This is a genomic window from Sphingomonas sp. PEI4 (assembly GCF_056679955.1).
Genome location: NZ_CM155258.1, coordinates 845,802 through 869,573, shown reverse-complemented (window position 1 = coordinate 869,573; position 23,772 = coordinate 845,802). Strand labels below are relative to the sequence as shown.

At 65.3% G+C, this 23,772-nt stretch carries 16 protein-coding genes; 4 read left to right on the top strand and 12 right to left on the bottom strand.

Annotated features, from left to right (window positions below; translation table 11 throughout):
• Window position 1: 1 nt before the first annotated feature.
• The 5 genes from AC1MLZ_RS03720 to AC1MLZ_RS03700 all read right to left on the bottom strand — a co-directional run bounded on the left by AC1MLZ_RS03720 (window position 2) and on the right by AC1MLZ_RS03700 (window position 6,530).
• Complete coding sequence (locus tag AC1MLZ_RS03720; RefSeq protein ID WP_480960518.1) at window positions 2-1,351, bottom strand: LLM class flavin-dependent oxidoreductase; 1,350 nt, start codon at window positions 1,349-1,351, stop codon at window positions 2-4.
• Window positions 1,352-1,395: 44 nt separating this feature from the next.
• Entirely contained in the window at window positions 1,396-3,822 is a 2,427-nt protein-coding gene (locus AC1MLZ_RS03715; RefSeq protein WP_480960517.1) for a TonB-dependent receptor, read from the bottom strand.
• A 131-nt stretch (window positions 3,823-3,953) separates the two neighbouring features.
• Window positions 3,954-4,892: an ABC transporter substrate-binding protein gene (locus AC1MLZ_RS03710; RefSeq protein WP_480960516.1), complete on the bottom strand. Its 939-nt coding sequence runs from the start codon at window positions 4,890-4,892 to the stop codon at window positions 3,954-3,956.
• Between the two features lie 16 nt (window positions 4,893-4,908).
• Window positions 4,909-5,583 (bottom strand): peroxiredoxin-like family protein, encoded by a 675-nt coding sequence (locus AC1MLZ_RS03705; RefSeq protein WP_480960515.1) that lies wholly within the window; start codon window positions 5,581-5,583, stop codon window positions 4,909-4,911.
• A 95-nt stretch (window positions 5,584-5,678) separates the two neighbouring features.
• Complete coding sequence (locus AC1MLZ_RS03700; protein WP_480960514.1) at window positions 5,679-6,530, bottom strand: LysR substrate-binding domain-containing protein; 852 nt, start codon at window positions 6,528-6,530, stop codon at window positions 5,679-5,681.
• A 520-nt stretch (window positions 6,531-7,050) separates the two neighbouring features.
• On the opposite strand from AC1MLZ_RS03700, the gene AC1MLZ_RS03695 reads away from it, so the two are divergent.
• The gene (locus AC1MLZ_RS03695; RefSeq protein WP_480960513.1) at window positions 7,051-8,217 is read left to right on the top strand and encodes a hypothetical protein; all 1,167 of its coding nucleotides are present in this window, start codon (window positions 7,051-7,053) and stop codon (window positions 8,215-8,217) included.
• Window positions 8,218-9,146: 929 nt separating this feature from the next.
• Entirely contained in the window at window positions 9,147-10,739 is a 1,593-nt protein-coding gene (locus AC1MLZ_RS03690; protein WP_480960512.1) for a M20/M25/M40 family metallo-hydrolase, read from the top strand.
• A gap of 267 nt (window positions 10,740-11,006) precedes the next feature.
• Here AC1MLZ_RS03690 and AC1MLZ_RS03685 read toward each other — a convergent pair whose 3' ends face one another.
• From AC1MLZ_RS03685 to AC1MLZ_RS03670, 4 genes are all read right to left on the bottom strand, one after another.
• Window positions 11,007-12,359: an MFS transporter gene (locus tag AC1MLZ_RS03685; protein ID WP_480960511.1), complete on the bottom strand. Its 1,353-nt coding sequence runs from the start codon at window positions 12,357-12,359 to the stop codon at window positions 11,007-11,009.
• Window positions 12,360-12,405: 46 nt separating this feature from the next.
• Window positions 12,406-13,137: an IclR family transcriptional regulator gene (locus AC1MLZ_RS03680; RefSeq protein ID WP_480960510.1), complete on the bottom strand. Its 732-nt coding sequence runs from the start codon at window positions 13,135-13,137 to the stop codon at window positions 12,406-12,408.
• 108 nt (window positions 13,138-13,245) lie between these two features.
• Complete coding sequence (locus AC1MLZ_RS03675; RefSeq protein ID WP_480960509.1) at window positions 13,246-14,010, bottom strand: SDR family NAD(P)-dependent oxidoreductase; 765 nt, start codon at window positions 14,008-14,010, stop codon at window positions 13,246-13,248.
• Window positions 14,011-14,020: 10 nt separating this feature from the next.
• A complete protein-coding gene (locus AC1MLZ_RS03670; protein ID WP_480960508.1) occupies window positions 14,021-15,496 on the bottom strand; it encodes an aldehyde dehydrogenase in 1,476 nt (491 codons plus the stop codon).
• A gap of 77 nt (window positions 15,497-15,573) precedes the next feature.
• Between AC1MLZ_RS03670 and AC1MLZ_RS03665 the strand changes: the two genes are divergently transcribed.
• Entirely contained in the window at window positions 15,574-16,758 is a 1,185-nt protein-coding gene (locus AC1MLZ_RS03665; protein WP_480960507.1) for a CaiB/BaiF CoA transferase family protein, read from the top strand.
• Here the strand turns inward: AC1MLZ_RS03665 and AC1MLZ_RS03660 are convergent.
• Genes AC1MLZ_RS03660 through AC1MLZ_RS03650 form a run of 3 tightly spaced genes read right to left on the bottom strand, consistent with a single transcriptional unit; the run spans window position 16,755 to window position 20,729 of the window.
• Window positions 16,755-18,020 carry a purine-cytosine permease family protein gene (locus AC1MLZ_RS03660; RefSeq protein ID WP_480960506.1) on the bottom strand — a complete coding sequence of 422 codons (1,266 nt, stop codon included), beginning with the start codon at window positions 18,018-18,020 and terminating at the stop codon, window positions 16,755-16,757. The two genes, AC1MLZ_RS03665 and AC1MLZ_RS03660, sit on opposite strands and share 4 nt — an antisense overlap.
• Window positions 18,017-19,120, bottom strand: a complete 1,104-nt coding sequence (locus AC1MLZ_RS03655; protein ID WP_480960505.1) for a DUF917 domain-containing protein — start codon at window positions 19,118-19,120, stop codon at window positions 18,017-18,019. The genes AC1MLZ_RS03660 and AC1MLZ_RS03655 overlap by 4 nt, the downstream gene beginning before the upstream one ends.
• A complete protein-coding gene (locus AC1MLZ_RS03650) occupies window positions 19,110-20,729 on the bottom strand; it encodes a hydantoinase/oxoprolinase N-terminal domain-containing protein (RefSeq protein ID WP_480960504.1) in 1,620 nt (539 codons plus the stop codon). Before AC1MLZ_RS03650 ends, AC1MLZ_RS03655 begins: the two co-directional genes overlap by 11 nt.
• Before the next feature lie 188 nt (window positions 20,730-20,917).
• Here AC1MLZ_RS03650 and AC1MLZ_RS03645 point away from each other — a divergent pair, with 188 nt between their 5' ends.
• Window positions 20,918-23,632 carry a helix-turn-helix transcriptional regulator gene (locus tag AC1MLZ_RS03645; RefSeq protein WP_480960503.1) on the top strand — a complete coding sequence of 905 codons (2,715 nt, stop codon included), beginning with the start codon at window positions 20,918-20,920 and terminating at the stop codon, window positions 23,630-23,632.
• Window positions 23,633-23,772: the final 140 nt, after the last annotated feature.

The following is a 23,772-nucleotide window of genomic DNA, read 5'->3' as shown; positions in this document are numbered from 1 at the left end:
GTTACTCCGCCGCCAGTTCGTAATGCGGTTCCTCGCGAACATTCGTCGGGATCGCCAGCCCCAGGTTTCCCCGCAACGTCGTCGCCTCATACTCGGTCCGAAACATTCCACGCGCCTGCAGCAACGGCACCACCTCCTGCGTAAATCGCCGGAACTGGCTAGGGTGTCCGGCATGCACGTTGATCCCGTCGAGCGCGCGGCCCTCGAACCAGCGCGCGATCTCATTCGCCACCGTCTCGGCCGAGCCAACGAACGGACTGGTCTTCTGATCGCGCACAAATTCGACCAATTCGCGCAGCGTGAAACCGCGCGTTGCGGCCAGTTCGGTCAGCCGCTTGGCCTGAGTGAAAAAGCTCTTCTCGCCATAGTGTAGCGTCTCGGCCGGGAACGGCGCGTCGAGATCGTATTGCCGGAAATCGTGCCAGCCGAACGCACGGCCGAATTCGCCCAGCGCCTGGTCGAAGCTCTGGTCCTGCCGGCGATAGGTGCGCTCGATCTCGCGCGCATCCTCGTCGGTGTCGCCGACATAGATGCTGAAACCGGGTAGTATCAAGATCTGCTCGGGATCGCGGTCGAGCTTCACCGCCCGGCCCTTGACGTCTTGGTAGAACGCCTGGCCCTGCTCGATCGACCTGGCGTGGGTGAAGATCGCATCGGCGATCGTCGCGCCGAGATCGCGGCCCTGTTCGGAATCTCCGGCCTGGAAGATTACCGGCTCACCCTGCGGCGAACGCTGAATGTTGAGCGGGCCGACGACCGAGAAGTGCTCGCCCTTGTGGTTGAGCGTGTGCAACTTGTCCTTGTTGAGGAACACGCCGCTCGTGCGATCGCGCACCAAAGCGCCGTCTTCGTACGAGCGCCACAGCCCGCGCGTGACATCGAGATATTCGAAAGCGCGGCCGTAACGCGTGTCGTAATCATAATGCTCGTCGCGGCCATAATTGCCCGCCGTGCCGGCATCGCCGCTGGTCACCACGTTCCAGCCGGCGCGGCCCTTGCTAATCAGGTCGAGCGAGGCGAGGCGGCGCGCGAGATTGTACGGATCATTGTACGAGGTGGTCGCGGTGCCGACGAGGCCGATATGGTTGGTCGCCACCGCCAGCGCAGAGAGCAGGGTCAGCGGCTCGAGCCGGTTGAGGTAATGCGGCGGCGAATCCGGCGTGATGAACTGGCTATCGACGATGAACACGAGATCGAACTTCGCTGCCTCGGCCTGGCGCACGATATCGATATACCAGTCGATATCCACGCTGGCATCGACCGGGATTTCCGGATCGAGCCAGCGGTTGGTTTCGCCGGGGCCGCCGACGCCGGTCGGCACCAGCCCAAGTTTCAACTGTCGCTTGGCCATAGAATCACTCCTTGTTGTCGATGCGGATGAAGCGGGGAAGGTGGTCACAGCTTGCCGCGCAGCGTCAGGCCGATGGTGCGCGGCTCGCCGAGCGCAGCGAACACCAGCCCGAACTGCGCGTTGACGGCGCGCGTGTTGTAATAATCCTTGTCGAACAGGTTGCGCACCCAGACGGAGACGTCCCAGCGTCCGTCGGGCTTGCGCACGCCGGCATGCGCGCCGGCCAGCGCATAGCCATCGACCTGAGACAGCGGATCGAGATTGACCGCGGCGTAGAAGGACGAGCGATAGCTGACGTCTGCGCCGATATAGCCATCGACCTCGTCACCTCGCGCGATATATTCCGCGCTGCTGGTCAGCGACCATTTCGGTGCGCCTGACGCTGGCCGACCCGACAAATCGACTACGCCGAGATAGGAGGTCTGGAACGGTGCCTGCGCGTTGCGGTAGCTGACGTAGGAGGCGTCGTTATACGTGCCGGCCGCGGTGAGGGTGAGCCCGTCGAACGGAGTGGCGCGCGCATCGACCTCGATCCCGCGCGAGCGCAACTTGCCGACATTGGTGATGTACGAGGCGACCGGCACCACTGCTGTGTTGACGAAGTTCGCCTGGTAATCGCTGACGTCGCTCCAGAAGGCGGCGACGTTCAATTCCGCTTTGCCGCCGAACAGTCGGCTCTTGAAGCCGAGTTCGAACGCATCAACCTTTTCCGGCCGCACGAACACATCGACCCCGCGCGTCGCGGCGACGAGATTGATGCCGGGCGATTTGTAGCCGCGCGAATAGCTCGCATAGCTGTGCAGCGCGTCGTTCACGTCATACGCCGCGATCACGGTACCCGACACGTTGTCGGTATCGTTCGACACGTCGTAGCTGCCGGTCGGCAGTACGGCAGCGCGGCGCGCGGCGACGGCGGCTTGGATACCGGGCGCGAAGCTGCCGAGCGGCGCGGCGGTGCCGCCGGCATAGGCGTCGTATAGCCCGGTCTTGTGCTCGTAGGTGTAGCGCAGGCCGCCGGTCAGGCGGAAGGTCGGCGCGATGTTCCACGTCGCTTGACCGTAACCCGCATAGCTGTAGGTCTGCGGCACGACATGGGCATAGGCGACCAGCCCGTCGAGCGCGGCGCTGGGCAGTGTCGAGGCTGCGGCGGTCGCGGTGTTTGGCGTACCGAGCCACACCGCGGCGTCGCGGCCATAGCCGGTGACCTGCAGGTCGTCCGCCGTCTGCCAGAAGAAATACAGCCCGCCGGTGAAGTCCACCGTCTGCCCGCCGCGCGAGGCGGCGCGGAATTCCTGGCTGAACTGCTGCTGCCGCGTCTCGACGATCGATTGCGTGACGACATTTGCGCCGGTCTGGTCGCCATCGTAATTGGGCAGCCATTTCCAGTTGCGATAGGCGCTGATCGAGGTCAGCGTGATGCCGCCGGTCTGCCAATCGGCGCGCGCCTGCAGGCCCCAGCTCGGCATCTTGTCGCTCTGCGAAGAGTCGATATCCACGCGCCGCGCGAACGGATCGATCGCCAGCGGGGTGTAGCCGACATCCGCCGCGCGGCGATAGAAGCCGCGCACTTCGGTGCCGTTGGCCAGCACCGTCGGCAGCGCCTCGGCCACGCTCTGGAAGCCGACATTGCCGTTCTGCACGCTGTAATCTCCGATCACGCGAATCTTGAGATCGTCGCTCGGTTTGTAGACCACGTCTAGGCGCGCGGAATGGTTGTCGAGATTGTCCCAATCCTGATCGTAGCGCGTGTTGTAGATCAGGCCGTCACGCTGCGTGCGCAGATAGCTCAACCGGAACGCGAGATTGTCGCCGATCGTGCTGTTCACCGAGCCGTAAGCGCGCAGGTAATTGTAATTGCCATAGGTCAGCTCGCCGCTGAGCTCGGTGGCGAACACCGGCTCGCGGGTGCGGATGTCGACCGCGCCGGCCACCGTGTTCTTGCCGAACAGCGTGCCCTGCGGCCCGCGCAGCAGCTGGATGCTTTCGATATCGATCAGGTCGGTGATCACCGATCCGGTCCGCGGGCGATAGACGCCGTCGACATAAAGGCCGACGCCCTGTTCCAGCCCGTCATTGGTACCGCCGGCATTTGTGCCGATGCCGCGAATGGTGATCGTCTGGTTGCGCCCGCTGATCCCCTGGATGTTGAGGCTGGGGAGCTGCTGCACGATTTGCTTGAGGTTGAACGCGCCCTGACGCTCGATCTGCTGGCCGCTCACCGTTGTGATCGCGATGGGTACTTTCTGTACGTTCTCGGTGCGATAGCGCGCGGTGACGGTGATCTCGCCGACGCCTTGATCGTCGGCAGCAGGGGGGGCAGCCACCGGATCGGCGCCGCCCGTGCCCGCGTCGAGCGCGGCCGGGATCGCGTTCTGCTGTGCGAATGCCGGTGCCGAGATCAATGCCGCCATAGATGTCGTGGCCACAAGCAAAGCATAGTAGGCGCTATTGCGGCGCGTCGTAACGGTCATTATCGTCCCCTCAGTTTTACGGGGGTGTTCTATTCTGTGCAATCGGAGGTAGCGACAAACTTTGGTGGTCGACGTTAGTAGTTATGCTCTATATTAATAATCAATATAGATCGATGAGTGTTGCAAATGGGTCAGGTAAAGCTTCCGTCAAATCCGACGCGTACATCGATATGCTTCGAAATGAGTCCGGCGCGCAGATAGCGATCGGCGGTGCGTTGCTGATCGGCGATGAGCGTGTCGTCGATACTGGTGCCGACGCGCACCGATCGCGTGCTGACCGCTTTCCACACATCGACCGGCACGCCGGTTTCCTTGTACAGCAGCTCGGCATAAGCGGCGCGATTGGCCACCGACCAGTCCCAGCCGGCGTACAGGCGGCGGCGATAATCCGCGAGCAGCGGCCGCTTGTCGGCGATCGCGCCGTCGCGGCCGAACACCAGCGCATAGCTCGGCACCAGCCCGGGCGCAGTGATGATCCGCGCCCCTGCCTTTTCGGCGAGTGTCGCATTGGGATCCCAGATCGCCCAGCCGTCTACCGATCCGCCCTGCAAAGCGGCCTGGCCGTCTTGCGGTGACAGAAAGGCGAATGTCACCGCGTCGTACGGCAGTTTCTGATCCTCCAGCACGGCGAGGATCAGGTTGTGCGCTACCGAGCCGCGCGGCGTGGCGATGCGCTTGCCGGCGATGTCGCGCATCGTGCGGATCGGCGATCCGCCCGGCACGACCAACAACGGCCCCGGGCCGCTATATCTCTGCGCGCCGATCGCCTTGATCGTGGCGCCGGTGCCGATCGAGAAGATGAACGCCGCATCGCCGCCGATCCCGGTGTCGATCGCGCCGGCGTTGAGCGCCTCAAGTAGCGGCGCGGCATTGGGGAAGGCCGACCATTCAATCTTGTAGGGCAGGTCCTTGAGCTTGCCCGCGGCCTCCAGCACGACCTTCGATCCGCCGCGCTGGTCGCCGACATACAGCGTGTCGGCCTTGGCATCGGCGCCCTTGCCGCAGGCGGCGAGCAGCGACGTCGTCGCCGCCGCGCCGAGGAAGGAGCGCCGGGAAAGGGGATAGGTCATGCGGAGTCCTTTTGGGTCATGCGGCGTCGCGCAGGCCGAACGTGTCGGTGACGGCGGCGAGGATCGTTGTCGCCTCGGGGCGATCGAGCCAGTCCGGGCTGACTGCCACGAACCGCACCACGCGGTCGCGATCGACCAGCAGCACGGTCGGCATCGGTAATTCCCAGCTGTCGGTGCCGGTCACCGCGCCGATCCAGCCGGCTGGCGGCGGCGTCGGGCGCTCGTCAGGGACGAACAGGATGCCGAGCTGCCGTGCGAGGCGATTGTCCGGATCGCTGGCGACGCGGAAACTCAGGTGATGCGCTTCGGCGATCGCGCGCAGCTTGTCGGGCACCTGCGGGCTGATCGCGACGAGCGGCACGCCGAGCCGCTCGAGCGCGGGGCGCAGATGCCGGTCGTAATAGGGAAGCGCGATCGTGTCCGCCGGGCAAGTGGCGAAGCGGAAGAAAATCAGCGCCGCCGGCCCCTCGGCGACCAGGTCGGCCAGTTCTATGTCGCGCCAGTCGAGGCCGATCAGCACGACATCGTCGAGCTGATCGCCGACCTGCACGCCGTCGGCAGGATCGAATCGCTCCAGCAACGTGGCGCGCTGCGCGCGATTGCCCGCCAGTTGGGCCGCCGGCCAAGTGCGCGCGCGCTCGGCGTCGAGCGCCGCGAAGGCCACGGTCAGGCTGTCGGTGCTGCTGGTCATCGGGATACTCCTGGAGCGAAATTGCGCCCACCGGCGATACCGGAGCGTCGGCCGCGGCTTCCAACGAGATATCGCCGCGCCGCCTTGACCGTTGCTCATCGAACCTCAGGCTCCAGCCCGCGCACCACCTGGATCGCCAGGTCGTACAGGCGGCGTGCGGCGGCATCGAACTTGCCGCCCTTACGCACGATGCACGCGACCTGCGGCAGCGGCGGCAGGTCGTCGGTCATCAAAGGTGCCGAATCCGGCAGGAACAGGTGCGTGCGCGAGGTGACGCCGAGCCCGGCCTCGACCGCGGCACGAAGCGTCGAGAGGTTGGGCGTTTCGATCGCGATACGCCATGGCCGCTCCGCCGCTTCCAGCGCGGCGATCGCCGCCTCGCGGAAGCGGCACGGTTTCTCCAGCACGGCGAGCGCGACCTCGTCCTGCGCGGCGAGGCGGTCCTTGCCGTACCAAGCCATCGGCGCGACCACGATAGCGCCGGGATCGTCTGCTCCGGCATAGCCGACTATGATGTCGAGTTGCCCGGTCTCAAGCAGAGCTAGTAATTCCGCTGTCCCTGCAACCCGTGCGTAGAGCTGCGATTCAGGATGCAGATCGGCGAACCGCGCGAGGATACCCCCAAGCAGGGTTTCAGCGAAATCCTGAACCATGCCGATGCGGATCGGCCCGGCGAAATGCCCCGTGCCGACCGCGCTGACGGCTTCATCGTGCAGCGCCAGCAATCGCCGCGCATACTCGATCAGCGTTTCACCGGCCGCAGTCAGGATGAGCCGCCGCCCTTCGCGCGTGAACAACGGCTGCTGCACCATCTCCTCGAGCCGTTTGACCTGCAAGCTGAGCGCGGATTGCGTAACGAAAACCTGTTCGGACGCATTTATCATCGATCCGGTATCGACGATTGCAACGAAGCTGCGCAGCAAATTGGTCGGCAGGTTAACGGGCATCGGCGCATCCATGGTGATCGTCCGGAGGGACGATGACGCCGGCTTATCCCATCAATCGAATAGGAATTCATACCTTGTGATGCTTTGTGGCCGTCAAGCTGAGCTTTCACTGCCGGCTGCGCTACGAAGAACATAGTTTTCCCGCAGCGTCCGGGAACGACCAATCGTCTTCTTATCGGCTGTAGTCGTGAAGCGATCATCCGCGTCACCGATCGGTGCGACGGCGTGTGTATCGTTGCTCAAACGTCATAGTTGCCGATCTGCTATCGGCTCAGTTCAAGCTGGAGACGGCACCTGAACCAACGCCCGGTTCCGGGATGCCGCGGGAATGGACTGAACGTCTAGATGCGGGTCAGCGCCGCCGCGAAGCTGGCGGCGGCTCGACCAGTTTTTGACACTCATGCTGTAGATATGGTTCGGCACATAACTGGCGTCCACCAGTCCTATGGAATACACGCAGCCGGCGCGATACGATGGTCGCATGCCTTGCTTACCTCCTCGTCGGGCCTCGCGTTCGATCGTGCTGTTCCTGCTGACCCTCGCTGCGTCGGCGACCGGACGTTCGTCAGCCGAAAAGCACGTGTTCCTGGCCGAACCGGTCGCGGTCACCGCCGTGGCGCAGCTTCCGGGGATGCTAAGGGGCAAGGTCGAAAATCTTGCGCAGATCGATCCCGATCATCCGGTCGGCCCCGACAGCGATCTACAAACGCTCAGCCTGTTTGGGCGCGAGGACCTGATCGCGCCGTCGAGCCCAAGTTACACGCCGACGCACTGCGCGCCGCTCGCGCCGGCAACACCAGTGCTTGTGGAGATCACACGGCGCGCACACCAGACGCGAATTGTCATCATCAACGAAAGCCACGAACGCTCGGAACATCGTGGCTTTAGCGCCCAGGTGGCGCGCGCGCTGCGACCGCTCGGCTACAACGTGCTTGCGCTCGAGACTCTGTCAAACCCGCCGGCGGACGTACCGGCGCGGTACCTGCCGTCGTTCCGCGTCCACCCCAAACGCGGCTATTTGGCCGATGACGACGGGCACTATCTGTCCGAGGCAGGCTATGGGCGGTTTGGGCGCGCGGCCAAAGCACTGGGCTACACGCTGTTCGCTTATGAGGACGTGCGCCAGCCCAGCCCTAGCGCGACCCCGGCCGAGCAGATTGCGACGCGCGAGGAGGCGCAGGCGACCGTGCTGGCGGCGTTCGTCGCGACGCACCCGCGCGCGCGCCTGCTCGTTCATGTCGGCTATTCGCACGCAGCCGAAGTGCCGCAGGCGCAAGTCGCGCGCTGGATGGCGGCACGGCTGAAGCAGAAGACCGGGATTGACCCGCTGACCATCTCGCAGACGACCTGCCGTGGCGGCGGCGCCACGACGCGGCTTGCGGTGTTGCCCGCCGGACAGCCCGCCGGGAGCTTTGACCTGATGGTCGACCATCCGAGCGCGCGCTTCGTTCAGGGCCGGCCCGAATGGCGCCGGGCGGCGGGCGACCGGATTGTCGCTATTCCGCGCGCGCTGCGCCCGCTGCACGGCTGGCGCGTGATCGAGGCGCGCCCGGTGGGGGAGCCCGCTCTGTCGGTACCGATGGACCGCGTCGCGATCCGCCCGGGCGAGGACATCGCGCTGCTGCTACCGCCGGGGCGCTATGCGCTGCGCGCGATCGACGTGGGTGCCAAAACACCCGCGCGGTGAGGCGTCGCTAGCGCGACCACTTTCTTGAGCGTCGACCGTCTGCGAGTGGGGCCATAACGGCAGGCAGCACTCGCCCGTTGCCGCAGGTCCGATTGCAGTCACTCTTGCTAGTTTAATGCCGTTGCATGGCCGAAATCACTAACGCCGGCGTCTGTCAGAAGATGCTGCTCAACCCTGGCGCCGAAAAGACCGCAAAATCCTAGTTTGCGCCATTGCGTTGGCGCTACAGATTGATCGCGAGCCGATGAATGAACATCGGAAGTTGGGAAGGCGAAAAAGTGCCGGGAGTGGCGGCTTCTGGGTCCAGCGTGCCAGCGTGAAAGCGATCACGTTGCGGTAAGGCTCACCGGCCGCCAAGCGGTCATGAATGGTTGCTCAAAATATTTCACTTTGATCTGACGTCTGTCGCACGGCTAGCAATCGCCAGTCACAACGGATTTGCCGTTCTCTAGCGGTTAAAAAGGACAATCAAACTGTTCCAGAGGCGCCGAAACGACATCGGCGTACCCCTTGAGAACGATAATTTCAGCTGGGGTGACAATTTCAATTTGAACGCATTGCTTAACTACGTGCATTCGCGTGAATGATCCATGGACGTCGCTGCATCCAGGAAAAAAAGTCTAGTTCGGTCAGGCAAATACAGGGTCGCAGTCAACCGGGTTCTCGATTGAGCTTACCCGTTAATAATAGAATTTCACCCGAAAAAGATGGCATGCCAGCCTAGGCAAAAAACTATGCAGAGTATTGTTCTTGTGTATTGCGGCATGATGCCACAGTCTAGATGGATCAGTAGGGATTAATATGTGAGCAAATGGTTGGCGACGCTTGCTGCACTAGCCAGCGCGATTGTGCTGACCGTGATCGGCACAACGCCACCCGCGGCTCGCGCGGCGGACGCTCACCCGTCAATGTTCTCCGCTGGCCGTGCTATGGCGGACGTGCGGAAGATCGGACGGGCGCCCCATCCGACAGGCAGCAAAGAAAACGCGGCGGTACGTGCCTACTTAACGACGCGGCTCACCGAAATGGGGTTTGCGGTGCGCGCGAGCCGCACGTTGATGACCCCTCTGGTAGCGGAACGGATAGCGGCGTGGAACCGCACGGCGCTCGTGCGACCAGAGGTGGTCAACGTCGTTGCCATACTGGCCGGGCGCGACCGCACGCGGCCGGCGGTGCTACTGATGGCGCATTACGACACCGTCTGGGGATCGCCTGGCGCGGCGGACGACAGTGCCGGCGTTGCCACCGCGCTAGAGGTTGCCCGCGCGATCCTAGCGGTCGGGCGGCCGCAGCGGGATTTGATCGTGGTGTTCACCGATGGCGAGGAAGCCGGGTTGGAAGGCGCGAATGCTTTTTTTGGGCGCGATCCTCTCGCGAAGCGGGTCGGTGTCATCGTCAACATGGAAGCGCGGGGCGGCGGCGGGCGCGCCTCTATGTTCGAGACGGGCAGTGATAATGGTGCGATGATGCGTCTGTTTCAAAGGTCGGTGCCGCGGCCGGTTGGTACGTCTCTCAGTGTGTTCATTTACCAGTATCTGCCGAATTCGACCGACTTTACTCCGGCCAAGCGCGCAGGCTATCCCGGGTTCAACTTCGCTTTTATCGGACGACCGGGACTATATCATTCGCCGCTAGCGACGCCCGAGGCGCTCGATCAAGGATCGGTGCAGGACATGGGCGGGCAGGTGCTGGCCCTGACAAACGCTTTGCTGACCGTGCCTTCATTGCCGGGCAAGGCGCCGAATTTGAGCTTCTTCGATGCGTTCGGGCTTGTGTTGGTGGCGCATCCGGCGAGGTTCGGATGGGTGTTGCTTACGGCGGCGATCTTGCTGTTTGCCGCCGCAGTGTGTCGTGATCGAGCCGGACGGGATGTGTTGCGAGGGGCGGTGGCGACATGCGCGCTGATTATGCTTTCAGCTGGACTACTGTATCTTGCCAATCTGGTGTCCGGGGCCGACCAGCCAGTTAACTATTACGACCGCTTGGCGGCGATCCCACGCTTGCAGGTGCAGGCGGCGTTGCTGTGCGGTGCGGTACTAATGGCGGTGTGGTCGGCGGTATGCGCGGGGCGGCGCTCCGCCGCCGGGCTGGCTGCGGGGGCGGCGTTGCCGTTGCTCATACTGGGCGCACTCGCGCAATGGGTCGCGCCGACCGTTTCCGGCGTGATCCTGTACCCCTTGCTACTGGCCGGGATCGCGGCAGCAGCGGTCGCGTTTGGCGGAGAGCGAATGGGTGTCGCCATAGGAATAGTAGCAAGCGCGATTGGCGTCGGTTTCCTGCTTACATCGAGTTTCTTCCTGCTTCAGGCCGTGGGTGCAAACGTGCCATCCGTGGCGGCACTGCCGCTGGCTCTCTCTGCGGTCCTGATGTGGCCCCTCATGCCGCCGATGGGTCGGCGGAAGGCGCTGATGGCAGCAGGAGGGCCGGTGCTAGTAGCGGTGTTAGTGGCACTGGGGATCGCATTGTGGGTCAGATTGGACCCGGTCGCTGCCAGCGTTGCGATGTTCAGCCGGGCGGTTTGAAAGCCGATCCAACAGGCAAGGGGTTACGTAGCAGCGTGAGCGCGAAGCAACATGCGCTCATGCAATTGCTCCTCGGAGAGGATACGGCTTGGTGGCGCTAAGACACCAGCGTTGGTTCCGCGCACATAGCGACCGTCGGCGATGGTATCGGTTGCAGGTTCGTTCGACGAGACGAGCGGCTGGGGTCGACCTCGGCTGAGCAGTTCACTTGCCGTACTGTGCCGTTATGGTCGGCAGAGCTCGATCATCCCCCAGAGAAGCCGTTGATTAGGTGCTCTGTCCAGCGCCAACCAATTCGTCTGCCACTTTAGGACTCTCGCGGTGTGAGGCGCTCGGCAAGAAAGCAACCATTGTTGCAGCGATAAGGCCACCCAGCCCCATGATAATAGACACGGTGAACAAGGTGCTACCGGCGGCAAAGAGCGCTCCGGCGACCAACGGCCCTGCCGCTGATCCGCCGCGACCGATGCCGATCACGAAGCCGGTCCCGGTGGCGCGCAATGCCGCGGGGTAGGTCTGCGCGAGGAGAGGGTACAGGCCGACGACACCGGCATTGACGAAGAAGCCAGCTGCCGCAACCGTTGCGGCCAGGACCGTCAGATCACGCGGACCCAGACCGAACACGCCGATCGCGCCGAAGCCGATCAGCATCGCGCCACCGACGAGCGGGCGGAGCGGCAGGCGCTGACTGGCCAAGCCGATGACGAGTGCACCGAGCAGATTGCCGACATTGGCGGCGACTAGCACCCGCCCCGCCTGGGCCGCGTCGAAGCCCATGTCGACCACGATCTTAGGCACCCACTTCTGAATGAAGTAGAACAAGGTGATCTGCGCGAAATAGGCGATCGTCAACAGGATGGTCGGGATGCGGTACGCAGGTGAGATCAGGCTGAACAGCGATGGTTTAGCCGAGATAAGCGGCGGTGGCGGGAGTTCGGTGAGAGGTGCACGCCGCAGGCGGGCGAGCGTCCGGTTGACGCTTGCAAGCGCATTTACCGGGCGCCGGGCGATCAGCGATTCAATCGACTCGGGCATCAGGAACCAGGCAAACGGCAGCAGTATCAGGGTCATCGTGCCACCGAACAGGAACACGGAGCGCCATTCGCCGCTGCCTGCGAGCAGCGCCGAAGCGACTAGCCCACCGAGGATAGCGCCAGTCGAATAGCCAGCAATGTTGAGGACGACGTTCAGCCCGCGGCGACGGTCGTTCGAAAATTCGGCAACCATCGCGCTGGTGGCCGACAGCATCCCGCCGATCCCGATCCCGGTGAACAGCCGGATCGCCGACAGCACCGCGACGCTGCCGGCCTGCGAAGCACCGAACATGCCGACCGCCATCACCATCAGGCAGGCGAGTATGGTCGGGCGGCGGCCTATGCGATCCGCGATATTCCCGATCAGCACCGATCCGGCGGCCATCCCGATCAGCTCCATCGACAGGACGATACCGAGGGTGGCGCGATCGATGCCCCATTCGGCAGCAATGCCGGGCGCGGCAAAGCTGATCGCGAGCACGTCGAAGCCGTCGAGTGCATTGAGCGCGATGCACATGGTGACGACGACGATCTGGATCGCACGCATCGGCTCGGCGGCGATCGTCGCGCGGGGATCCTCGGTCATGACTGTCCTTTCGACGACTCGTGTCGGCCGGGAAGCGGCTCCGGGTTCAGCGCAGATCGAGGGTCGCGACGTGCCGCGTGAGAGTTTCGGCCAGCGCCGGGCGTCGATCGAGGCAGCGCGAGATCGGTCCCACCACGACGATCGACAGACGCCGCGCCACGATCGGCAGCGGCATCGCCACGCCAGCGAGGTCGGGTGTGTATTCGGCGTTGCTCTGGTGATAGCCGCGCGCAGCCGCCACCGCGAGGTCCGCTTCGATCCGTTCGGGCGTCATCGGCGTGGTCGGCGAAAATGCGGTGAAGTCGATCTTGCGATAGAGCCCTTGGCGTTCGTCGGCCGACATCTGCGCAAGCAGGGCGCGGCCGGCCGAACTGGCATGAATTGGTACCCGGTCGCCGATCCGCGCCGAATAGCGCACCGGCTGGCGCGATTCCGCGACTGTGACGAACATTGCGAAGATGCCGGCCGGCGCCGAGATCGCGACGGTCTCGCGCGTTTCGGCGGCAACCGCGCGCACTAGCGCCTGCAAGCCCGCGGGCAGTGGATCGGCCTGCGCGACCTTCTCCGCCAGTTCGAGCCACCGCGGGCTCGGATAATGGCCGCCGCGCCCCTCGGGCTCGTAGAGATAGCCGAGCGCTGCCAGCGTGCCGACCAGCTTGAACGTGCTGGAACGCGGCCAGACGAGATCGTCCGCAATCTCTGCCGCCGTCGCAGGGCGCAGGCGCTCGGCGAAATATTCGAGGATCTGCAGTGTGTTCGCCGCTTGCCGCACCGTCATGTTCGCGACTGCCCGTAAGATGATTGGAGAGATGCGGATATGAGCTAACCGCGATAGGGGCAACGCACCCGAGGCTCGGTTCAATCAACGGCGTGGTTCTCGGGCCGATCACCGCGCGGTGAAACCGCCATCCACCGGCAGCGCGACGCCGGTGACGAAACTGGCTTCCTCCGAGGCGAGCCACAACACCGCGTCTGCGACCTCGCCGGGTCTGACCAGGCGACCCATCGGCACCGCGCCCACCACCTTCGCCTCGTTTGCAGCTGCCTCGGCAGGATCGCCGTTACGGCCCGTGAAGCCGAGTTTCATGGGCGTATCGGCAAGCCCCGGGCATACGACGTTGACGCGGATGCCGTCGGCTGCGAGCGCCAGTGCAAGCGACTTGCCAAGGCCTACCACGCCGAATTTGGCCGCTGAGTATATCGGGCTCATCATCGAGCCGACCAGCCCCGAGATCGATGCGGTGAAAATGATTGCGCCGCCGCCGCGCGCGCGCATGGCGGGTGCGACGCGGCCCGCGCCCAGCGCGGCCGAGGTGATGTTGAGATCGATGGCCTTCCGATAGGCGGCCATGTCGAGATTCTCGACCGATGACGGCCCGGGCATGCCGGCATGCGCCCAGAGGATATCGGCACCGCCCAAGGCTGAGACCGCCTGGTCGATGCTGGTCAGCGCATCGTCGTCGGTAGAAAGATCGGCGGCGATGACATGGACGCGGTCACGACCAAACTCCTCGGCGAGCGCGTCCAGCGCTTGAGCGTTGATGTCGATCGCGGCGACCTGCGCGCCTTCGCGGACGAAGCGCTCGACCCCGGCGCGGCCCATGCCCGATGCGGCAGCGGTGACGATGGCGAGTTTACCCTGCAGGCGCATGGTGTGTTCCTCAATTGGCAAACGGATCGGCGAAGACGCCGGTGGTGGAGATGACCGTGGTCTTGGTCTCGAGATAATCAGCGAGCGCGTCGACGCCGTTCTCGCGGCCCCAGCCGCTCTGCTTGACGCCGCCATACGGGGTCGACCAGCGGATGTAGCGATAGGTGTTGACCCAGACCATGCCGGCCTCGATCCGCGCCGCGACACGGTGGGCGCGGCCGACATCGCCGGTCCACAACCCCGCTGCCAAGCCGTAGGGTGTGCCGTTGGCGATCGCGACCGCCTCGTCCTCGCCATCGAACGGGATGATGGCGGCGACCGGGCCGAAGATTTCCTCCTGCGCGATCCGCATGCCGGCGTCGACCTCTGCAAACACGGTCGGCTCGACGAAATAGCCACCGGCAAAGCCGTCGCGCTCGATACGGGTACCACCGGTGATCAGCTCGGCGCCTTCCCCCTGGCCAATGGCGACATAGGACAGCGTCTTGTCGAGCTGCTGCTGATGCGCCTGCGGACCCATATGCGTAGCAGGATCGAGCGGATTGCCGACGCGGACCCGGCCGGCGTTGTGGCGGAAGCGGTCTACGACCTGATCGTAGATCGGGCGCTCGACGAGGATACGGCTGCCCAGCGCACAGCTCTGGCCGCACAACGCCCAGGCCGAGCCGGTGGCCGCGTTTACCGCGTTCTCGATATCGCAATCGGCGAACAGGATGTTGGGTGCCTTGCCGCCGAGCTCGAAGCTGAATTTCTTGAGCGTGTCGGCGCCGGTCTTCAGGATCGTCCTTGCGGTTGCGCCTTCGCCGGTGAACGCGATCTTGTGGACGTCCGGATGCGCAACCAGATGTGCGCCCGCAGTCCCGCCGTCGCCGGGCACGATGTTTACGACGCCGGGCGGAAAGCCCGCGGCTTCAAAGATTTTCCCGAGCGCGAGCGATGAGGCTGGAGTCTGTTCGGCGGGCTTGAGTACCACGGTGCAGCCGGCAGCCAGCGCTGGGCCGACCTTCCACGCCACCGCCATCAGCGGAACGTTCCACGGGGTGATCGTGCCGACCACGCCGACCGGTGCGCGCGAGGTGAAGGCGTGGACGCTGGCATCCGTCGGAATGGTCGTGCCGTGCTGCTTGTCGGCGAGGCTCGCAAACCACTGATAATATTGCGGATGCATGCCGATGTCGCCGCGCGATTCGCGGATGGCACGGCCGTTGTCCTGCGATTCGATGCGGGCAAGCGCGTCGATCTGGGTGGCGTATAATTCCGCGAACCTGCGGATGATCGCGGCGCGTTCCCACGGTGCCATCGTCCGCCAGGGCCCTTCGAACGCGGCGCGCGCGGCAGCGACGGCACGGTCGATATCCCGCGGGCCACCATAGGCAACGTCACCCCAAGGCTGGCCGGTTGCGGGATCGATGCTCGGGCGGACGCCGCCGTCGATCGGCGCAACCCATTCGCCGCCAATGAACAGCTTGTCGAACTGATACTCCACGCATCCTCCAATTTCTGTTGCTGGACATATCTGTTCCTATATGGAAATTAGAGTCAAACGAAACTTGGGAGGTCTGCTTGCTTCGGCTGCTCAACGGGATACGCGTGATCGAAGTCGGGGCAGTGGTGCTCGGCCCCTATGCCGGCCAGATTCTGGCGGATCTCGGGGCCGAGGTGATCAAGGTGGAGCCGCCGGAAGGCGACATCGCGCGCCACGCCCATCCACAGGGGGCGGGGGGCGGCGCGCTGTTCGTCAACAACAACCGCAACAAGCGGATGCTGGCGATCGACCTAAAGCACCCGGACGGACGCGCGGCGATGACACGCCTGATCGGTACGGCCGACGTGCTGCTGCACAATATGCGGCTCGGTGCGGCCGATCGGATCGGGCTCGACTACGCGGCGGTGGCGGCGATCAATCCCCGTATCGTGCATTGTGCCGCAACCGGATTCGGTAGCGCCGGGCCGTACCGCGACCGCCCGGCCTTTGACGACATCATCCAGGCGGCGAGTGGGTTGGCAGGGCTTGGCGCGCTGCATGACGGTACGCCGCGGTTCGTGCCGACGATCCTCGCCGACAAGACCGCCGCGCTGCATGTCGTCTACGGTATCCTGGCCGCGCTGTTTGCGCGGGAACGGGGCGCGGACGGGCCGTTCCAGGTCGAGGTGCCGATGTTCGAGACGATGGTCGCGTTCCTGATGAACGAGCATCTTGCTGCCGCGACGTTCTCGACCGACGGCGCGACCGGCTATCCCCGGCTGCTGTCGCCCGATCGGCGCCCGTTCCGGACCGCGGACGGCTGGATCGCTGTGTTGCCCTATACCGAACCGCAATGGCGGCGATTCCTAGCCGAGATCGGGCGCGAGGCGGTCTGCGACGAGCCGTGGTTCGGCATTCCGCAACAGCGGCAGGCGCATATCGGCGAACTCTACGCGATCGTCGCGGAGAGCCTGACCGCGCGGACTACCGAGGCGTGGATCGTGGCGCTCGAGGCGCGCGACATTCCCTGTTCGCGGGTCGCCTTGCCCGCCGACCTGCTGAGCGACCCGCATCTCCGTGAAATCGGTTTCTTCGAGGTGCCTGAAGGCTTTCCCGAAGGCGTCGCCCGGGCGATCCCGCAGCCGGTGGCGTTTCCCGGGCTCGAGAGGAGCGGCGATACCCCGCCGCATGCGCTTGGCGCCGACAGCCGCGCGATCCTGCGCGACTGCGGGTATGACGAGGCGGCGATAGATGCGCTGATCGCCGGCGGCGTGGTCCGCTAGGCGCGGCGTCGGCGGTAGGTGAGCAATGCGTAGAGCGATCCGCCGAACAGCGTTGCATCCAGCGCGGGCACGGTCGTCAGCGTCACGCCACGATACGCCGCAAGCGCACCGACCAGGATCGACGCCGCCCATGTGCCGAGCGCGTACCAGCGGAAGGCGGGGAGATGCAGCAGCGAGCCGGCCGAATCGGTACTGCGGAAGCGCGTCGAGCTGTCGATCACGTAGATCGCCGCGATCGGCGGGATGATCAGGCCGAGGAAGAGCACGAACGGGATGAATGCTCCGAGGATTCCCATCAGCGCGAAGATCGCGCCGAGCGTGCCGCCCAGCACCGTGAAGATCCACGGCCGCACGCGGGGGAACGTGCTGCTCAGCGACAGGCTGGATGAATAGAGGTTGAGCGAGTTGACCGTCCAGGTCGGCAGCACGAGGAGGAACAGTACCGGCGTGCCGAAGCCGAAACCGACCACCAGCTTCATCATGCTGGTCTGCTGCATCGCCAGCGCAGGGATCGCGGCGGCGGCCATCATCAGCGGGGTCGCGATCGGAAACGACAATGCCATGCTGCCGATCGCGCCGCGCGCCGTCCTGGTATAGCGCGACAGATCGGGCATCGTTGCGACCGCGAGCATGTATGCGCCGAGCAGCGCGGATACGGCGATTCCGAAGCGCATCTGCTCGGGCGGATTGGGTGCGGCGGCGGTGACGAAGCCGTTGGCGTGGATCGATGCGACCACCAGCGCGATCAGGATCGCGGCGAGCACCGGCACCGCGACCAGCGCCAGCCGATCGAGCGCACGGAAACCGAAGATCGTCGAGATAGTCATCAACGCGCTGCCGAGCACGACGAAGACCGTGAAATTACCTGGCAGGCCGTTGGCCGCCGCAGCCTCGACCATCGCTTCGCCGAAGAACGATGCGTTGACGCCGAACCAGCAAAAATGGATCAGCGCGATCACCGTATTGATGAGCGCAGCGCCGCCCGTTCCGAACGACCGACGGACCAGCAGATAGGTCGACAGGCGCGTGCGGACGCTGGTCACCGCGGTGAACGACCCGAACACGCATAGGATCGCGCCGGCGACCACTGCGGCGAGCACCGCTTGGGCGAACCCGAGCGCCAGCGCATTGTGCGCGCCGTTGAGGAAGTCGGGCAGCCCGATTGAGAAGCTGGCGACGATCAGCCCGACGCGCCAGCCGGGGACGGTAACGCCCTCGGGGACCGGGCCATGCGCGTGATCGTCGCCGACGTTCTGGCTCATGCCGTACCCCAGTCGTTGAGCGCCTCAATCGGCACATAGGTCTCGGCGATTCCGAACGCCGCCGGGCCTACGAACGCAAGCGCGCGTTCGGTGCGCAACACCGCGGGGGCCGCGGCCCCGACCAGCTTGACGCGCTGGCCGAAGCGGAGGCGTTCGGTAGTGATGCTGTCGGCGGTCTCGCGGTCCATCACGGTGATCAGGTCCGGCACCATCGCGCGGACCACGCCGTCGACGCGGGCGATGAGGTTCTCGTTCTGGAACTCCATCTCCATTCGGCCCCGGCCGTTGAAGCCCTCGACAATCACGCGACCGACCGAAAAGCCGCCGCGCGTCTCGCGTTCGAGATCGACGATCTTGCCGTCGAAGATTTCACCCGCGTGTGGATACAGCCCTGTGCCCCGCAGCGCTGTGTAGAGCGCGGCGAACGGGTCTTCGCCAGCTTCGCGCGCGGTGCGGACGGCGGCGCCGATCGCGATCGCGGCGGAGATGCTGCCGCCGATCGCATGCTCCTTGGCTTGGGCGCCGGTCAGCGGATACTCAACCATGTGCGCGTTGCCGCCGAGATCGACCGATAACTGCCGCGCGATGCGTTCGTGTTCGAGATTGTCGGGCGTGTCGATCACCGACAGCGCGCCGCACGACGCGGTGACGATCGACGGGCACGCGGAGAGGCCGGCGATGTTGAACACCACCATCTGAGACTCCGGAAATGCGCGGCCCATGCCGTCTGCGTCGACCACCGGTACGCCGAGCGCCGCGGCGGCGAGCAAGGGTGCAAGGCCGTTGCCGCCACCGATCTCGATGGGCATCACGGCATCGACCGGGCGACCGGCGATCTCGGCGAGCTTGCGCAGGCCGGCAAGCGCTTCGTTGCCGTTGGGCAGTTTCTCGATCGACACCGTCGGCGCGCCGATCCAGCCGCACGGCGCGATCAGCGCGTCGTCGGCCAGCGAGTCGAGCGACACCAGGTCGAACGGGCCGGTGCGGGCGATCTCGGCTTCACCGAGCAGGCGTCCATAATAGGGGTCGCCGCCGCCACCCGAGCCGAGAAAAGCTGCACCGGTGGCGAGGTCGAGCAGCGCCTGGCGATCAATGCGCATGAATGGGGAGGCTTTCGGTCAGTTTCCCACGGGTTTGTTCGGCCAGATCCGCGACGACGCGGATCCTCACCTGCGCGGCGCGACCGGGAAGGTAGCTGAGAAACACCTCTTCCAGTTCGACGATCTCGATGCTGTCCGCCACACCGCCTGCCGCGACGACGTGATCGCGGGCTTCGGTACGCAGCCGGCCGAGCGCTGTCTCGCGCGGTTCGCGGTCGTAGGACACGACCTGCTCGACGAGTGCGCCGACCTGCGCGATCGCCGCGCCGACGGCGTTGGCGACGGCGGCATGTTCGGGGCGGATTACCTTTGCGGCGCCGCGGATGCTGTCGGGAATAAGGAAATTGCCGCCGCCGACCGCGAGCAGCACGACGTCGCCGCGGCTCGTCTTCATGCGGTCGATCGCTTCCTCGATCATCGCCTGGCTGCGCGCCCAGACTGCGTCGATGACCGGCTTCGACAGTACGGGAAGCAGCGCGGGATCGCCGAAACTGGCGCGGCCGGCGGCGACGGCGACGTCGCTGGCGGTGAGCGTCGTCCCGCCGAACAGTCGCGCGTCCTCCAGGATACGAAAGCCGACCGAATCCGGGCCGATCCGGAACGCGTCCTCCGCGAGCGAGGCTGCGCCGTACAGCGCCTCATCGAGATGGATGCGCGTACCGCCGCCAAGGCCCAGCGCGAGAATATCGGGCATACGGAAATTGGTCCGCGCGCCGCCGATATCGACCGCGACCGAGGATTCGCGCGGGAAGCCGTTGGCGAGCACGCCGACATCGGTCGTGGTGCCGCCGACATCGAGCACGATCGCATCGCGTACTCCGGTGAGGAACGCCGCACCGCGCATCGAATTGGTCGGTCCGGAGCCGATCGTCAGCACGGGATAAGCCGCCGCCTGACTTGCTGAAATTAACGTGCCGTCGTTCTGCGAGATATAGAGCGGCGCATGGACGCCGATCTCTACCAACGCGCGCTCGAACGCGGCCATCACGCGCGCTGCGAGACTGCCAAGAGCGGCGTTGAGGATGGCGGCGTTCTCGCGCTCGATGAAGCCGATCCGGCCGATCGCATGCGATACAGTGATGCGCGCGTGCGGGTGTTCCTCCGCCACGATTGCGGCGGCGCGCTCCTCCATCGCCGGATTGACCGGCGCGAACACACTGCCGATCGCGATCGCCTCGATACCCTTGACGCGCAGTTCGCGGGCTGCAGCGCGTACCCTGGCCTCGTCGAGCGGGGCGATCTCGCGGCCGTCGACCTCATAGCCACCGGGCAGCAGATAGACATGCGCGCCGATCCGCGCGGCGAGTTCGGGCGGCCAGCCGGTCATCGGCGGCAATGCCTCTCCGGACGGGCTGGCGAGCCGCAGGATGCCGACCGCATCGAGCGCGTTACGTTCGACCAGCGCATTGGTGAAATGCGTCGTGCCGACCATCACCGAGGTGATCGCATCCGGCGCGGCGCCCGCCTGATCGAGCACGGCGGTGATCGCCGCGGCGACGCCCGCGCCGACATCCGCCGTGGTCGGCTGCTTGGTCCAGGCGGCGACAGTGTCGCCATCCATCAAGACCGCGTCGGTATTCGTACCCCCGACATCGACACCAATCCGCACCAACTACTCCCCTGACGCCCCCGGTAACGACATGAGCTAAGGGTGGCTGTGTCGCCTGCGCAACATGGCGGACGGGTAAGCCGGGTCGCGAACGGGTAAGCTTGAGCCGAACGCGCGACTGCTCCTATACATGGACGAGCCAACCGGTATTGCTTCGCAACATCATGGTCCGGCCAAAGGGGTGACTGTTGGACGAACTGATCCCGACCAAGATTGCGCCGCCGATCTGGATGGGCGACCAGATCCGCCGCGATGGCCTGCTTACGCGGCTCGACGGGGCGCTCGATCGGCGGCTGACGCTGCTCCATGCGCCGGCCGGATACGGCAAGACCAGCTTGCTGGCGCAGTGGCGCGACCGGTTCGATCCCGCAGAGGTGCTGGTCGCCTGGCTGTCGCTCGAACGCGACGATGCCGATCCCAGCCGCCTCGCACAATATATCGCGCTCGCGCTGAACGGTCCCGACCAGGGCGGTGACGAGGACGACGACGATACCGTCCCCGCGAACCTGCCGGCGCGCGCGGCCCTGTCCGTGATCGTCAACCGTCTGGCGCGCGAGCCCCGCGCGGTCGTGCTGATCCTCGACGACTGGCATTGTGCGGAAGGCGTCGAGGCGAGTGATTTCCTCCAGGCCCTGATCCGGCTCGCGCCGCGCAACTGCCATTTCATGATCTCGTCGCGTGATACGCCGCGGCTCGGGCAGTCGCTCCTTGCCGCCGAGGAGCAATTGCTCGAATTCACGTCCGAGGATCTCCGGTTCTCGCTGCCCGAGGCCGAGGCGATGCTGGCGCGGGCGGATGGCGCCGATCTTGCCGGCGACTATATCCAGAGCCTGGTCGAGCGCACCGAAGGCTGGCCGATCGCGCTGCAACTGACTTTCCTGTCGCTGAAGCGGGGGATGGACCGACGGCTGTTCGTCGGCGGCTTCACGGGGTCGAGCGCGGAACTGGCGCGCTATCTCTCCGAACAGGTGTTGATGTCGCTACCGCCGGAGACGCAGGAAATCCTGATCCGTACCGCGCTGCTCGACCGTGTCACTGGCGAAGCGGTCAATCTGTTGTGCGATCGGCAGGACGGCTGGCTGATCCTCGAACGGCTCGAACAGCAAGGTGTCCTGCTCACCCCGTTGACGCCGGAGCGCGACGCCTATCGCTATCACCAGTTGTTCGCCGAGTACCTGCGTGAGCGGCTGGCACGGCGAGATGCGACGCAGTTGCGGATGCTGCATCGGCGGCTCGCGGACTGGTATGCGACGCGCGACGAGATCGCCGAGGCGGTCGGCCATGCGATCGAGGCCGATGATAACGCGCTGCTGGCGGACATCGTCGAGGCGGCAAGCGGCTGGCGGTTGATCCCGCAGGGCCAGCAGGGGCTGGTCGAACGCGCGCTTGCCAAACTGCCCGCGGCGGTGATCGAGGCGCGGCCCCGGCTGGTGCTGGCGCGCGTCTATCTGGAGATTAAATGCGGGCGGATGGACGCCGCGCGGATCGACTACGACCGGCTGGTGCAGCACGCCGACCAGGCTGAGACCGCGCCCGATGTGTGGACCGAGATTCGCATCGTCGGCGATATCCTGCTCGAATACGAGAACGTGCCGATGCCGCTGGAGGATCTGCTCGCACGCGAGGCGTTGCTCCGCACGCTGCCCGGCGACGATCATTTCGCGCTCGCCAACGTCAATGAATCCCTCGGCGCCAAATATTACGAAGGCGGCTGGCTGGAGCGGGCGATGGAACCGACGCTTGCCGCGCGCGACCATTATCAGGCGATGGGATCGCTCTACAGCGAGGTGTTCACGCGCTTTCACGAGGCGCGGATCCGGCATGCGCAGGGCAGGCTCAACGACGCGGTTTCCGTACTGTCAGCGGCACGTAGCGATATCCACGCCAATTTTGGCGACCGCTCTGATCTCGCCGCCAATTGCGCGGCGTTCGAGGCGGAGACGCTTTACGACCAGGACCGCACCGGCGAGGCGATGGCGCTGCTCGACTGGGCGATGCTGCACATGGAACAGTCCGATGGCTGGGTCGACGTCTATGCCGCCGCGTACTTTACCGCCGCGCGCGTTGCCGCAGCGGACGGCGCGCTCGACGACGCCCGCCGCGTGCTAGATCGCGCGCGGCGTATCGCGAGCACGCGCCGGTTTCGCCAGCTCGAACTGCTCGCCGACTTGTGCGAACTGGAACTGCTTCTCCGCGAACCCTCGATCGAACAGGCGCGGACGCTGGCGGAGTCGATCGGGCTCGACACGTTGGCCGATACGATGGCGGAGGAGTCGCCGCTCTACCGCCCGGTCGCGATCGCCGCCGCGCTGTGCCGTGCCAGCTTCAACCTCCTTGGCGGCGAAACCGTGACCGCACTCCAGGAACTCGACGCGCTGGAACACTATGCCCGGCAGCACGGCGCGGGACGCCTCCTGATCGAACTCAACCTGCTGCGCTACCACGGCTACCGGGTGATCGGCGACGCAAGCAGGGCGCAGGCATGTTTCGACGAGGCGGTCGGCACGGCTATGTTCCAGGGCATCGTCCGGCCGTTCATCGACGCACGCCGCTTCGTCCAGCAGGCGATCGACGAGGCCATCGCGGCGCCGCGGCTCGATCGTTTCCGCGCACAGTTCCTCCGCAGCATCGCGCGCGCGCAAAGCAAGGCTGCGGTGCAACTGCCCGCGCCCGACCAGCTTAGCGAGGCGGAGGCGGCGATCCTGGCGCATCTTAGCCAAGGCTATTCGAACAAGGAGATCGCGCGGCTGATCGGGATGTCACCCGATACGGTAAAATATCGCCTGAAATCGGTGTTTCGTAAGATTGGTGTCACGAAACGGCGCGATGCCGTGCGCGTGTCGCACGAACGCGGCCTGATCGCCGCCCATGACGCCGCCGATAACGAGGTTCCGGCGGCCTGAACGGCTGTGCCCGCCGGCCTTACCCGTCTTTGCCCGGGCTTACCCTGAAAACCGCGTGACGCCTGTCTCCCGGAGCATGTTCAATGCACCGGCAGGAGATCGTGGTGTCGATAGCGCAAAAGCGCGTCGGCGGATCTTAT